Here is a 13,405-nt window from a genome sequence, read left to right as displayed (position 1 = left end):
GCTCGTGGTCACCACCCGTGCCGACCGCTCGGCCAGACCGGTGCGCCAGCGCTGCAGCACCGACGGGGGCAGCAGCGCGGCCAGCAGCCGGGTACGGCGGTCCGCGCCCGCCGCCAACGCGCCCCGGACCATGCGCAGCGCCGGCTGCAACTCCGCGTCGGTCAGCGGGTCACGGGCGTAGCGGGCTCGCTCCTCGGCGCGGCCGAGCAGGCGTACCCCGGTCGCGGCGTCTCCCCTCTCGGCGAGCGCCTCCCGGGCAAGCCGCTCGGCGGTGGCCCGTGGGGTTTCCGTGCGGTCCACCCGGACGTGGAAGTCGACGAGCGTGTCGAGCAGCTCGTCCCAGGCGGCGTGCGCGTCGGCGCGGGCCGCCTCGGCGTCCACGCCGACGACGACCTGCCGTGTCTCGCCGCGCTGGCCCGGCACCGGCAACGCGGTGGCCGCGGGCGTGACCGCCCGGACGCGCCGGCGGCGGCGCAGGGCGGAGCGGCGCAGGGCCGGTACGGCGAGCAGCGCCAGCAGCGCCAGCGCACCGGCCAGCCACCACGGCCAGACCGGGCTCTCCTCGGCGGGCCCGCCCTGGTTGAGCGTGAGGCCCTGGTCGGTGTCCTTGTCGAGCCGGTCCGCCTCGTTCGGCCCGGCCGACGGGCCGGCCGCGTCGGGAGCGCTGGTGCTGCCGGTCGAGGGGGTGGCCTCCTCGGGGGCGTCGATGTCCGGCGCCCAGGCCGAGCGGACCGAGCCCGCCACGGCCGCCGCCGGGGTGGCGTCGAACGGCACCCAGCCGATCCCGCTGAAGTTGACCTCGGTCCAGGCGTGCAGGTTGCGGTTGGTCAGCACGTACGTGCCGCTGTCGGCCCTGCTGCCGTTGGTGAACCCGACGGCGACCCGGGCCGGGATGCCCGCGGCGCGGACCAGCCACGCCATCGCCGCGGCGTACTGCTGGCAGTAGCCGACCTTGGTGGCGAGGAAGTCGGTGATGTCCTCCCCGCTGCTGCCGTTGCGGGTGGACAGCGAGTAGGTGAAGCCGTTCTCCACGGAGAAGTAGTCGTAGATCGCCCGGACCTTGTCGTAGTCGTTCGACTTGCCCTTGACCAGCTCCGCGACCAGTTCCTCGACGGCCGGTACGGACGGCCGCTCGGTCTGCTGCCGCATCACCGGGCTGTCCGAGGGCAGCGACGGGGCCGCGCGCAGCGCCGCCGGGCTGAAGGTGGACCGGACGTAGTCGAAGGAGTAGCTCTTACCGCGGGCGTTGTCCCGGTTGGAGAAGACGACCTGCTGGTTCGGGTCGTACAGCCAGTTGCCGTTGAGGTCGTCGGTCTTGACCGGCTCGGCGTAGACCGGCATCAACGGCATGTTCAGGTTCCTCGTCACCTCGACGGTGGCGCGGTAGCGCTGCTGGTCGACGCCGCGCGGGGCGCGTTCCCCCGGGTCGGGCAGCGGGCGGGTGATCGGCCGCCCGGTGGGCACACGTGCCTGGAAGCCGCTGGGCCGCAGGTCGTCGACCACGCCCAGGCGCAGGTAGAACGGGGTCGTCTCGTTGGTGCTGACCTTGACCAGATCGATCACCTCGCTCTGGTTGAGCTGGCCGCTGAGCGCCGCGAACAGGTCGACCCGGCCGGAGCTGCCGCCCTGGCCCGGCCGCCCGTTGCCCTCGCCGGGCCCGGCGCCGACGTTGTTCAGCAGCCCGCCGGTCATCCCGGGCACGGCCAGCGGCAGCGCCACCGCCACGATCACGCCGACCACTGCGAGCCGCCGTCCCGCCGCGGCCAGCGGGGACGCCTCCCAGACGTCCACGTCGCGCCCCTCGCCGGTGAACCGGCGGCCGAACCGGCGTACCCGGTCGACGTTGTCGGTGACCAGCAGCCAGAGGTAACCGGCGGCGCCCACCACGAACGGGGTGGCCGGAACGCTGTCCACGTACACCGCGACCGGCACCGAGTAGATGGCCAGCATCGGCAGGCCGGCCAGCGCGGGCCGGCGCAACCCGACCGCGAGCACGTCCACCACCACGGCGACCGCGCCGATGCCGAGCACCGCGAGGAACAGCAGCGAGTCGACGTCCGGCACCTTCACGCCGTACGAGCGCATGTCCTGCAACGACGTCTGGAGCAGGTCGCCGAAGTGCCCGAACGTGGCCGGGGTCGGCACGAACGCGAGCAGTTCGGTGCCGCCGGGGAAGACCCACGTCAGGCCCAGGGTCAGCCCGGCCAGCATGGCCAGCACCTGCCCCCACAGCGGCATCCGGCCCAGGCGGCTCAACGCGGCCGAGCCGGCCACCACGGCGACCACGACGGCGGCCTGGATCAGCCAGGTCCAGCGTTCGAAGATCGCCGACAGTGGGGCCGCCGCCAGCAGCGTCGCCGCCGCGGCGACGAACCCGATGTTGCGGTGCGGGGTCACAGGACCATCCTTCCGGTCATCGCCGTCCGCCGGCCACCGTCTCGGCCATGGCGGCCCGCAGCGCGAAGCCCTGCGAGCCCCGCCCGGCCTGCGGCCACAGCATCGGCAGTCGGGTGCCGTGCTCCACCCCGATGACCCGCCAGCCGCTCTGCAGCAGCGCGAGCGCGGCGGCGCCGTGCGCCCGCTCCGCCTCGATCCGGGCGTTCGGCGGGAGGTTGAGCCAGGTGTTGCTGTCGAGCAGGAACGCCACACAGGTGGCGCCGTTGCCGCGCAGCCCGGCCAGCAACTCCGCCTCGGCGGTGCCGAGCGTGCCGAGCAGCGCGATGATCAGACCGCCGTCGGCGCGCTGCCGGACCTGCTGCACCAGCGTGGTGATCTCGCCGCGCCGGTCCAGGTGCACGTCGGCGAGCTGGTCGAGCAGCAGTCCCTCGCCGCCGGCCTCGGTGGCCCCGACGTCGGCCCCGTTGCCGGTGACCAGCCGCAGCTTGTAGCCGGCCTCGCGCAGGTGCACGGCGATGCTGGCGGCGGCCGAGACCGCCCACTCGAAGCTCGCCGTCGGGCCCTCGCCCCGGTGCCCGGCGGCGCGGGTGTCGAGCACCACCGTGGCCCGGCTCTCCCACGGCTGCTCCTCGCGGCGCACCATCAGCTCACCGGTGCGGGCGGTGGACTTCCAGTGCACCCGGCGCAGGTCGTCGCCCATCCGGTACTCCCGGGTGGCGGCGTCGTCCTCGCCGTGCACCGCCACCGAGCGGGCCCGGCTGTCGCCGCTGCCGGCGTACTCACCCGGCAGCCGCACCGCGGGCAGCGGGGTGACCTGCGGGATCACCGTGAGGTGGTCGGTGCTGGGGAACGACCGGGTCAGCTCGCACAGGCCGAACGGGTCGGTCAGCCGGATCACCAGCGGCCCCACCTCGTAGCGGCCGCGCACGTCCGCGCGGACCGTGTACGCCACGGAGCTGGCCTGGTGCGCGCCGAGCCGCTCCAGCACCACCCGGGGCCGGCTGCCCAGCGCGTACGGCAGGCGGTCCTCCAGCAGCAGCGTGCCGGTGGGCAGCCGGGACAGGTTCTGCAGCCGCAGCACCACCCGGGAGCTGGCGCCGACCGGCACCCGGTGCGGCTCCAGCGACCGGTTGCAGGCCAGCTTGTACCGGCTGCGCCCGACGTACGCGGCGGCCAGCAGCGGCAGCACGGCGAGTAGGACCGCCACCCGGAGCAGGTCCTTCTCGCCCAGGATGCCGGCGGAGATCGCCGCGGCCACCGCGGCCGCCAGGAAGGAGCGGCCGCGGGTGGTCAGCCCACGCAGGCCGTCACGCACGTCACGGCCTCCGCGGCTCGTACGGCCCGCGGCCGTTGTTGCCGGCGCCGGGCCGGGTGTCGTACGGCGACCGCTGCCGGTCGTGCGGGAGCGGCAGGCGGTGCACCAGTTCGGAGACGATCGCGTCGGTGGTACGCCGGGCCAGCTGGGCGTCCGCGGTCGGGATGATCCGGTGCGCCAGGACCGGCACCGCGAGCACCTGGAGGTCGTCCGGCAGGACGTAGTCGCGGCCCTCCAGGGCGGCCACCGCGCGGGCGGTGCGCAGCAGCTGGAGCGTGGCGCGCGGGGACGCGCCCAGCCGCAGGTCGGGCGCCTCCCGGGTGGCGGTGACCAGGTCGATCGCGTACTGCTTGACGGCGTCGGCGACGTGCACCTGCCGGACGTGGCCGATCAGCCGGCGGACGGTGGCCGCGTCGGAGACCGGACGCAGCCCCGGCAGCGGGTCGGTCGCGCCGTGCCCGTCGAGCATGGCCAGCTCGGCGCGCGGGTCCGGGTAGCCCATGGCGATGCGGGCGGTGAAGCGGTCCCGCTGCGCCTCGGGCAGCGGGTAGGTGCCCTCCATCTCGATCGGGTTCTGCGTCGCGATCACCATGAACGGCGTCTGCAACTGGTAGGTGACCCCGTCGACGGTGACCTGCCGCTCCTCCATGCACTCCAGCAGCGCCGACTGGGTCTTCGGCGAGGCCCGGTTGATCTCGTCGCCGACCACCAGGTTGGCGAAGACCGCGCCGGGGCGGAACTCGAAGTCGTGCGTCTCCTGGTTGTAGACGCTGACGCCGGTGACGTCGCTGGGAAGCAGGTCGGGGGTGAACTGGATCCGCCGGACCGAACAGTCGATGGACCGGGCCATCGCCTTGGCGAGCTTGGTCTTGCCGACGCCGGGCACGTCCTCGATGAGCAGGTGACCCTCGGCCAGCAGCACCGCCAGGGCGAGCCGGACGGTGGCGGTCTTGCCCTCGATGACCTGCTCGATGTTGGCCACGATGGCCTCGCTGGCGGCGCGGAACTCGTCGTGCGGCAGCAGACCGCCCACCTCGTCCCAGGTCTGTTGTGTCACGGGCCTCCTCCTCGTCGCCTGGACGGCAGCTCTTTATAGAGCACCTGGACCCGCCGTTGGGTTCGCGACGCCGAGCCTCGTCTGCCGCAGAAATCTCATTGGCCTCTCAGGCTAACCATGTTTGTCGTTACTGCCGACTCCCGCAGGTGGTCGGTCGGTTACGCCCGGAATATTCGCCGGACCGGGGGACCGGGCGTCGACCCGGGAACGGGCGAGCCCTCCGGCGGGCGGGCGAGGTACACTGCCGTGCATGGCCGGGTTCTACCTGCTTCTTACCGAGCCGTGTTGATGCGCTGAACGCGCGACAGCACGGCCGCCCCTCCTGCGCGAGGGGCTTTTTTGTGCCCGCAGCAGACCGCCCACAATTTTTCGAATTTGATCCGCGCCGAGGAGACGCCATGAGTGAGGCAGCCGCACCGGCGACCGACATTCCCCCGTTCCGGTACACCGCCGCCCTGGCCGACGAGATCGAACACCGCTGGCAGGACGTCTGGGAGCGGGACGGCACCTTCCAGGCGCCGAACCCGGCGGGCCCGCTGGCCGACCCGGGCCACCCGCGCGCGGGCGCCGAGAAGCTGTACGTGCTGGACATGTTCCCGTACCCGTCCGGCGCGGGCCTGCACGTCGGCCACCCGCTGGGCTACATCGGCACCGACTGCTACGCCCGCTACCAGCGGATGGCCGGGCGCAACGTGCTGCACGCGATGGGCTTCGACGCGTTCGGCCTGCCCGCCGAGCAGTACGCGGTGCAGACCGGCACCCACCCCCGGACCACCACCGAGGCCAACATCGAGCGGTTCAAGGCGCAGCTGCGCCGGCTGGGGCTGGGCCACGACGAGCGGCGTTCGGTGGCGACCATCGACACCGGCTTCTACCGCTGGACCCAGTGGATCTTCCTGCAGATCTTCAACTCCTGGTACGACGCGGACGCGAAGAAGGCCCGGCCGATCGCCGAGCTGATCGCCGAGTTCGAGGGCGGCACCCGCGCCACCCCGGACGGGCGCCCGTGGGCCGAGCTGTCCGTGGGGGAGCGGCGGCGCATCGTCGACGACCACCGGCTGGCGTACGTCTCGGAGGCGCCGGTGAACTGGTGCCCGGGCCTGGGCACCGTGGTGGCCAACGAGGAGGTCACCGCCGACGGCCGTTCCGAGCGCGGCAACTTCCCGGTCTTCAAGCGCAACCTGAAGCAGTGGATGATGCGGATCACCGCGTACGGGGACCGGCTGCTGGAGGATCTGGACACACTGGACTGGCCCGAGCCGATCAAGCTGCAGCAGCGCAACTGGATCGGCCGGTCGACCGGAGCGCACATCGACTTCCCGACCGACGCCGCCCCGGTGCGGGTGTTCACCACGCGGCCCGACACCGTCTTCGGCGCCACCTACATGGTGCTGGCGCCCGAGCACGAGCTGGTCGACGTGCTGACGCCGGCCACCTGGCCGGAGGGGACGAAGGACGCCTGGACCGGCGGGCACGCCGGCCCGCGTGAGGCCGTCGAGGCGTACCGGAAGGCCGCCTCGGCCAAGACGGACGTGGAGCGGCAGGCGGACAGCAAGGAGAAGACCGGCGTCTTCGTCGGCGCCTACGCCACCAACCCGGTGACCGGCGGGCAGATCCCGATCTTCATCGCCGACTACGTGCTGGCCGGGTACGGCACCGGCGCGATCATGGCGGTGCCCGCTCAGGACGAGCGGGACTGGGCCTTCGCCGAGGTGTTCGAGCTGCCGATCGTGCGGACCGTGCAGCCGCCGGAGGGCTTCGACGGCAAGGCGTACACCGGGGACGGTCCGGCGATCAACAGCGCCGCGCCGGATCGCGGCATCGATCTGGACGGCCTGGGCGTGGCCGACGCGAAGGCGCGCATCATCGAGTGGCTGGAGGCCGGCGGGCACGGCGCCGGCGCGGTCACCTGGCGGCTGCGCGACTGGCTGTTCTCCCGGCAGCGCTACTGGGGCGAGCCGTTCCCGATCGTGTACGACGAGACCGGGGCGCCGATCGCGCTGCCCGAGTCGATGCTGCCGGTCGAACTGCCCGAGGTGGAGGACTTCTCGCCGAAGACGTTCGACCCGGAGGACGCCGACAGCGATCCGGAGACCCCGCTGTCGCGGCGGCGCGACTGGGTGGAGGTGGAGCTGGACCTGGGCGACGGGCCCAAGCGCTACACCCGCGAGACCAACGTGATGCCGCAGTGGGCCGGCTCCTGCTGGTACGAGCTGCGCTACCTGGACCCGACCGACTCGCAGCGCTTCGCCGAGCCGGAGAACGAGGCGTACTGGATGGGCCCGCGCGGCGCGGGCGACTGCGGGGGCACGGACCTGTACGTCGGCGGCGCCGAGCACGCCGTGCTGCACCTGCTGTACGCCCGCTTCTGGCACAAGGTGCTGTACGACCTGGGCCACGTCTCGTCGTTCGAGCCGTTCCGCCGCCTGTTCAACCAGGGCATGATCCAGGCGTACGCGTTCGTCGACCCGCGCGGCGCCTACGTGCCCGCCGAGGAGGTCGTCGAGGTCGACGGCCGCTGGTTCCACGGCGAGACCGAGGTCCGGCGCGAGTACGGCAAGATGGGCAAGTCGCTGAAGAACGTCGTCACGCCCGACGACATGTGCGCGGCGTACGGCGCGGACACGTTCCGGGTGTACGAGATGTCGATGGGCCCGCTGGAGGTGTCCCGCCCGTGGGACACCCGGGCAGTGGTCGGCTCGTACCGGTTCCTGCAGCGGGTCTGGCGCACCGTCGTCGACGAGCAGAACGGTGAGCTGCGGATCACCGACGAACCGGCCGACGAGGCGACCCGGCGGCTGCTGCACAAGGTGATCGACGGGGTCCGCGCCGACATGGACGGGATCCGGTTCAACACCGCCATCGCCAAGCTGATCGAGCTGACCAACGGCCTGACCCGGCTGGCGCGTACGCCGCGCGAGGTGGCCGAGCCGCTGGTGCTGATGGTCGCCCCGTTCGCCCCGCACGTGGCCGAGGAGCTGTGGCACAAGCTGGGCCACGACGCCTCGCTGGCGTACGAGGACTTCCCGGTCGCCGATCCGGCGCTGCTGGTGGCCGAGTCGGTCACGTATCCGGTGCAGGTCAACGGCAAGGTCCGGGGCCGGGTCGAGGTGCCGGCCGACGCCACCGAGGAGACCGTCCGCGCGGCGGCGCTGGAGGCCGTGGCCGGCTCGCTGGGCGGCAGGGAGCCGCGCAAGGTGATCGTGGTGAAGGGCCGGATGGTCTCGGTCGTCGCCTGACCGGGCCGGTGGGCGTGTCCACTTCGGGGGCACGCCCGCCGCCGGTCATGCCGGCTCGGACCGGCGGCGCCGTTCGGCCCGCCACCAGCGGTGGATGATCAGCACGCTGGCGATCAGGCCGAGGCTCGCAGGCGCCGCCGCGTACCAGTTGATCGAACCGGGCGTGCTCACGGCCGCGCCGATCGCCGCGTATCCGATGGCGGTGGGGGCGGAGGCGATCACGCTGCCGGCCAGGAACGGCACCACCCGGGCGGCGGTGGTGCCGTAGCCGTAGCTGACCAGCCCGAACCCGGCGATCGGCAGCAGCCGTACGGTGATCACGCCGAAGACGCTCTGCCGGGCGAACCAGCCGTCGAGGCGGGCCAGCCGGCCGCGTACCCGCTCGGCGACGAAGTCGCGGCCGAGCACCCGGCCCACCGTGAAGCCGATGGCCGCCGCGAGCAGCGCCGCGCCGAGCGCGTACGCGGCGCCGTGCACCGGGCCGAAGATCGCGCCCGCGGCCAGCGTGACGAACGTCCGCGGCACCAGCGCCACCAGCAGCAGCGCGCCGCCGACCACCGCCGCGGGCGGACCGTAGCCGCCGAGCGAGTCGGCGAGCCGGGGCAGGTCGGCCGGGTCCGGCCGGGGCACCAGCAGCAGCGTCACGCCGAACCCGGCGAGCAGCAGCAGGAGCAGCCCGAACCGGCGCGCCGAGGGCTGCCGCAGCAACCCGGCGAGCCGGCGGGCCACCGGTCGCCGCCCCGGCCGGGCGGCGTCGGTCACGGCCTCGGGGCGGCGGCCACCGCGGTGCGGCGCTCGGAGCGGAGGCGGTCGGCCCAGGTGTCGTCGAGCGGGGGGAGCTGGTGGATGCCGGTCGCCCAGCGCAGCAGCAGGTCGGCCAGGTCGGGGTTGCGCGCCAGCGCCGGGCCGTGCGAGTAGGTGCCGAGCAGCTTGCCCCGCCACGCGCCCTCGGTGGTCCCGTCGTTGCCGACCCCGGTGGTGACCCGGGCCAGCGGGGACACGCCCGGGCCGAGGTGGGTACGGCCGCCGTGGTTCTCGAACCCGGACAGGTGCGGGATGCCCAGCCGCGGGTCGACCTCGCCGGCCAGCTCGCCCACCGCCCGGGTGGGGCCGCGGTCGGAGGAGAGGTCGAGCAGCTCCAGGCCGGCGCAGCGGGTGCCCTTGGCGAAGAAGGAGGTGCCGAGGAGCTGGTAGCCGGCGCAGACGCCGAACACCACCGAACCCTGGGCCACCGCCCGGTGCAGGCCGCCGTCGGCGAGCAGTCGCTGGGCGCCGAGCGCCTGCGGGCCGTCCTCGCCGCCGCCGATCAGGTAGATGTCGGCGGTGGCGGGCAGCCGCTGGTCGGAGCGGACCTCGAGCACCTCGACCGGCATGCCGCGCAGCTGGGCCCGGCGGGCCAGGATCAGCGCGTTGCCCCGGTCGCCGTAGGTGGACAGCAGGTCGGGATAGATCCAGACGATGCGCAGGCTCTCAGTTGACACGGTCCAGCTCCGCTCGGATGTCCTGGAAGGCGGTGTAGTTGGCGATGACCTCCAGCCGGCCCGGCGGCACGGCGCGGACGGCCTCGTCGAAGCTGCGTACGTGCTGGAACGGCACGCCGTTGACCTCCAGCCGCACCGCCAGGTCGTACGCCCGGTCGCCGGTGATCAGCACCTGCCGGCCGGTCAGCGGGGAGAAGTCCACGTCGAACAGCCAGGACGTGTCCAGGCCGTCGGGGTCGCGGGCGTTGATGGACAGCAGTGTCGGCGCGACGTCGGCCATGTCGAACGCCTCCAGCCAGCTCGCCGGGTTCTTCGCCAGCAGCAGCCGGATGTTGCGCCCGTCGCGGTCCACCTGGGCGTAGCGGCCGGCCACCGAGGTGACGGTGCCGAGCCGGGACACCGCGTCCACCGGGCGTACGCCGAACTCGGCGGCGACGGCCAGGGCGGTGGCCGCGTTGCCGAGGTTGACCTTGCCGGGGAGCTGGAGCTGGATCTTGTGCCAGGCGCCGGTGGGGTCGAGCACGCCGTCGTCCTCGACCGTCCAGTTCGGCTCCGGGCGGCGCAGCGGGCAACCGGTGCACCACCACTGCTCGCCGGAGCGCTGGATGGTGGAGCCGCACTCGGGGCAGACCCAGGAGTCGTCGTGCCAGCGCTGCCCGGCGCTGAACCAGGTGACGTGCGGCGGCACGTGACCCTGGGCCGGGTCGGCCGGCGGGCAGGCGGCCCACACCACCATCGGGTCGTCGGCGTTGGCGACCACCCGGATCCGCGGGTGCCGGACCAGGGCGGCGCGCCAGAGCTGCGCCATCATGGCGACCTCCTTGGCGCGGTCGAGCTGGTCGCGGGAGAGGTTGAGCAGCGCCACCACGTGCGGCTCGGTCGCCTCCAGCACCTGGGCGAGGTAGTGCTCGTCCACCTCCAGCACGGCGTACGGCGTGCTGCCGGCCTTGGCCAGCGCCGAGGTGTGGCCGGTGGGCATGTTCGCGCCGAAGGAGTTGGTGGCGACCCGGCCCAGCACGCCGACCGCGGCGGTGGTGAGCCGGGTGGTGGTGGTCTTGCCGTTGGTGCCGGAGACCAGGGCGATGGCGCGCCCGGCCGAGAGGTGGGCGAGCAGGTCCGGGTCGATCTTGAGGCCGATCCAGCCGCCGATCACCGAGCCGTCGCCACGGCCCGCAGCCCGCGACAGCGCCGCGGCGGTGCGCGACACGGAGCTGGCCACCTTTGCCCGCAAGGGCATCTTCGCGTCCGTCACCCGAGCGAGGTTACCGGACCGCCACCTCCACCAGATCGCCGCCGACGGCGAACCGTTCGGCCGGGGACGGCCCGGCGGACGGCCGGAGCGCGCGGGGCCGGACGGCGGCGGTCGATGTCGGGTAGTGGACGGTGCGGGGCGCGCCCCACCCCCTCCACTCGGCCCCACCCGCGTTGACGTGCGGTTTTGCGCGCGGAAACGCCACGCCGCGCGGGCGATTCTGGTTGCAGGTGGAGGGAAGTGGAGTAGAGTGGGGCGCGATGGTGAGGCCGGGAGGGCCACACCGGCCCGGGGGGTCAGCGGCGCCGCGAACGCCGCTCAGGGCGAGGGGGTTGGGCCGATGTTCCTCGGCACCCACACTCCGCGCCTGGACGACAAAGGCCGGTTGATCCTGCCGGCGAAGTTCCGGGACGAACTGGCGGGGGGTGTCGTGATCACCAAAGGGCAGGAGCGCTGCCTCTACGTCTTTCCGATGCCCGAGTTCCAGCGGATCGCCGACCAGTTGCGCGCGCAGCCGATGACGAGCAAGGCGGCCCGGGCCTACAGCCGGGTCTTCTTCGCCAGCGCGCACGACGAGGTGCCGGACAAGCAGGGGCGGGTCACCATACCCGGCCACCTGCGGTCGTACGCGGCACTGGACCGGGATCTGGTCGTGATCGGAGCGAGCACCCGGGTGGAGATCTGGGACAAGGCGGCCTGGGAGGCCTACCTCGCGGAGAGCGAAGACGACTTCGCCGACATCGAGGAGGGGGTGCTGCCCGGCGGTCTGTAGGGCGTGACGGCGCCCGACGTACTGCGAGATCTCCAGCCGCTTTCGAGTTCCTGGCACCCCTTCCCCGGTGCCAGGCGCACGATCCGACACGGAGGGCCGCGGCCTCCGGCGGGCGGGAGCGGATGGGGATCTGGCGGTATGGCGAGGCGTCGTGGCGACGACGGACACGTGACGGAGCGGTTGGCGAACGGGGTGGGGGTCGAGATGGGGGAGCTACGCGGCACGCACGTGCCGGTGCTGCTCGAGCGGTGTCTCGAGCTGCTGGCCCCCGCACTGGGCCGGCCCGGTCGCACCGTGCACGTCGACGCCACACTCGGCCTGGCCGGGCACGCCGAGGCGGTGCTCACGGCGCATCCGGACACGGTGCTGATCGGCCTGGACCGGGACACCGAGGCGCTCGCCCACGCGCGGGTCCGCCTGGCCCGGTTCGCCGACCGGATCCACCTGGAGCACGCCGTCTACGACGAGCTGCCCGAGGTGCTCGACCGGCTCGGTTACCCGGCGATCGACGGGGTGCTGTTCGACCTCGGAGTCTCGTCCCTGCAACTGGACGCGCCCGACCGCGGGTTCGCGTACGCGCAGGACGCGCCGCTGGACATGCGGATGGACCAGACCCGGGGGGTGACCGCCGAGGAGGTGGTCAACACCTACTCCCACCCGGACCTGGCCCGCCTGCTGCGGGTGTACGGCGAGGAGAAGTTCGCCGGGAAGATCGCCTCGGCGATCATCCGGGAACGGGAGCGGACCCGGATCACGTCGTCGGCCCGCCTGGCCGAGCTGGTGCGGGACGCCATTCCGGCGCCGGCCCGACGAACCGGTGGACACCCGGCAAAGAGAACGTTTCAGGCTTTACGGATCGAGGTAAACAGAGAACTGGCAGCGCTGGAGACGGCGCTGCCGGCTGCTCTGGACAAGCTCACAGTGGGCGGCCGCATGGTGGTCCTGTCCTACCACTCGCTGGAGGACCGGCTCACCAAGCACGCGCTCGCCGACCGGGTTCGCAGTAAGGGCCCGGTCGACCTCCCGGTCGAACTGCCCGGGTCGGGCCCGACGTTCCGGCTGTTGAGCCGGGGCGCCGAGCTGCCCGGGGAGGCGGAGGTGTCCGCGAACCCGCGTGCCGCCTCGGTGCGGCTGCGGGCCGCGGAACGGCTCGACCCGGAGGCGGCCCGGCAGGGGCGTACCGACCGCGAACGGTACCGCCGCCGGGTGAAGGCGATGCACCAACCGGGGACGGGGTCACCGGGGTCCGGCAAGGACCCGGGGTCGGCCCCGGGGGACGCGAACGGGACGGACGAGGAGGGGGAGGGGACATGAACGTCGAGAAGCGCGACGGCCGGGGAGCCGTCGGGCAGCGCGCACCGCGGTCGGGGGGCCGGACCGCGGCGCAGCGCACCACGCGGGACACGACGGCGACCGACCGCCGGGAGGCGACTCGCGGCCGGGGGGCGCGCGAGTTCCCGACGCAGGGCACCGCCGCCCTGCGGCCGGCCGAGCGTACCCGGGTCACCGGTGCGCCGGCGCCGCGCCTGCGGGTCGCCCCGCCGGCGCCGATCCGGGTGCCCCGGGCTCCGTTCGTCGCGCTGATCCTGGTGCTGGTGGTCGGTGGAGTGCTGGGCATCCTGGCGGTCAACACCAAGATCAACGAGAACGCGTTCAAGCTGGAGAAGCTCCAGCAGCAGCAGGCCAAGCTGGACGTGGACGAGCAGGAGCTGAAGAAGGAGATCGCCGAGCAGAAGGCGCCCGGCAACCTGACCGCCAACGCCCGGCGGCTCGGCCTGGTCGAGTCCGAGGACCCGGCCTACATCCGGCTGCCGGACGGGCAGACCATCGGGGTGCCGCACCCCGCGCAGGGCGCCCCGTCGGTCACCAGCCAGCAGGGCAACGGAGGCTGA

10 protein-coding genes are annotated in these 13,405 nt (G+C 73.4%); 4 read left to right on the top strand and 6 right to left on the bottom strand.

From position 1 onward, the window contains the following. The 3 genes from F8279_RS15815 to F8279_RS15805 form a co-directional block, all read right to left on the bottom strand. Positions 1-2,397, bottom strand: a 2,397-nt coding sequence (locus F8279_RS15815) for a DUF3488 and transglutaminase-like domain-containing protein (RefSeq protein ID WP_151500352.1), incomplete at its 3' end; no start/stop codon positions are given. A 16-nt stretch (positions 2,398-2,413) separates the two neighbouring features. Beyond that, a complete protein-coding gene (locus F8279_RS15810; RefSeq protein ID WP_151500351.1) occupies positions 2,414-3,712 on the bottom strand; it encodes a DUF58 domain-containing protein in 1,299 nt (432 codons plus the stop codon). Between the two features lies 1 nt (position 3,713). Further along, on the bottom strand, positions 3,714-4,769 hold the full coding sequence (locus F8279_RS15805) for a MoxR family ATPase (protein ID WP_151500350.1): 1,056 nt from the start codon (positions 4,767-4,769) through the stop codon (positions 3,714-3,716). A gap of 398 nt (positions 4,770-5,167) precedes the next feature. On the opposite strand from F8279_RS15805, the gene leuS reads away from it, so the two are divergent. Continuing rightward, positions 5,168-8,008 carry a leucine--tRNA ligase gene (gene leuS, locus F8279_RS15800; protein WP_151500349.1) on the top strand — a complete coding sequence of 947 codons (2,841 nt, stop codon included), beginning with the start codon at positions 5,168-5,170 and terminating at the stop codon, positions 8,006-8,008. A gap of 45 nt (positions 8,009-8,053) precedes the next feature. Here the strand turns inward: leuS and F8279_RS15795 are convergent, their stop codons facing one another. The 3 genes from F8279_RS15795 to F8279_RS15785 are packed head-to-tail and all read right to left on the bottom strand — an operon-like array spanning position 8,054 to position 10,726. Beyond that, a complete protein-coding gene (locus F8279_RS15795; protein ID WP_151500348.1) occupies positions 8,054-8,770 on the bottom strand; it encodes a TVP38/TMEM64 family protein in 717 nt (238 codons plus the stop codon). Next, entirely contained in the window at positions 8,767-9,489 is a 723-nt protein-coding gene (locus F8279_RS15790) for a type 1 glutamine amidotransferase (protein ID WP_151500347.1), read from the bottom strand. The genes F8279_RS15795 and F8279_RS15790 overlap by 4 nt, the downstream gene beginning before the upstream one ends. Beyond that, positions 9,479-10,726: a MurT ligase domain-containing protein gene (locus F8279_RS15785; protein WP_091421964.1), complete on the bottom strand. Its 1,248-nt coding sequence runs from the start codon at positions 10,724-10,726 to the stop codon at positions 9,479-9,481. Before F8279_RS15785 ends, F8279_RS15790 begins: the two co-directional genes overlap by 11 nt. 355 nt (positions 10,727-11,081) lie before the next feature. Between F8279_RS15785 and mraZ the strand changes: the two genes are divergently transcribed. The 3 genes from mraZ to F8279_RS15770 all read left to right on the top strand — a co-directional run bounded on the left by mraZ (position 11,082) and on the right by F8279_RS15770 (position 13,405). Then, entirely contained in the window at positions 11,082-11,513 is a 432-nt protein-coding gene (gene mraZ / locus F8279_RS15780) for a division/cell wall cluster transcriptional repressor MraZ (RefSeq protein WP_013287610.1), read from the top strand. Positions 11,514-11,717: 204 nt separating this feature from the next. Beyond that, entirely contained in the window at positions 11,718-12,827 is a 1,110-nt protein-coding gene (gene rsmH / locus F8279_RS15775; RefSeq protein ID WP_091421961.1) for a 16S rRNA (cytosine(1402)-N(4))-methyltransferase RsmH, read from the top strand. Then, positions 12,824-13,405: a hypothetical protein gene (locus tag F8279_RS15770; protein ID WP_091420809.1), complete on the top strand. Its 582-nt coding sequence runs from the start codon at positions 12,824-12,826 to the stop codon at positions 13,403-13,405. Before rsmH ends, F8279_RS15770 begins: the two co-directional genes overlap by 4 nt.

This window comes from Micromonospora sp. AMSO1212t (assembly GCF_008868145.1).
GTDB lineage: Bacteria > Actinomycetota > Actinomycetes > Mycobacteriales > Micromonosporaceae > Micromonospora > Micromonospora tulbaghiae.
The sequence above is the reverse complement of the archived record's forward strand: the minus strand, read 5'-3'. Positions and strand labels throughout refer to the sequence as shown.

What these genes read in the sequence shown, in the direction of transcription:
- F8279_RS15770 (WP_091420809.1), top strand. Translation starts at nt 12,824, where the DNA reads ATGAACGTCGAGAAGCGCGACGGCCGGGGAGCCGTCGGGCAGCGCGCA.
- leuS (WP_151500349.1), top strand. Translation starts at nt 5,168, where the DNA reads ATGAGTGAGGCAGCCGCACCGGCGACCGACATTCCCCCGTTCCGGTAC.
- mraZ (WP_013287610.1), top strand. Translation starts at nt 11,082, where the DNA reads ATGTTCCTCGGCACCCACACTCCGCGCCTGGACGACAAAGGCCGGTTG.
- rsmH (WP_091421961.1), top strand. Translation starts at nt 11,718, where the DNA reads ATGGGGGAGCTACGCGGCACGCACGTGCCGGTGCTGCTCGAGCGGTGT.
- F8279_RS15785 (WP_091421964.1), bottom strand. Translation starts at nt 10,726, where the DNA reads ATGCCCTTGCGGGCAAAGGTGGCCAGCTCCGTGTCGCGCACCGCCGCG.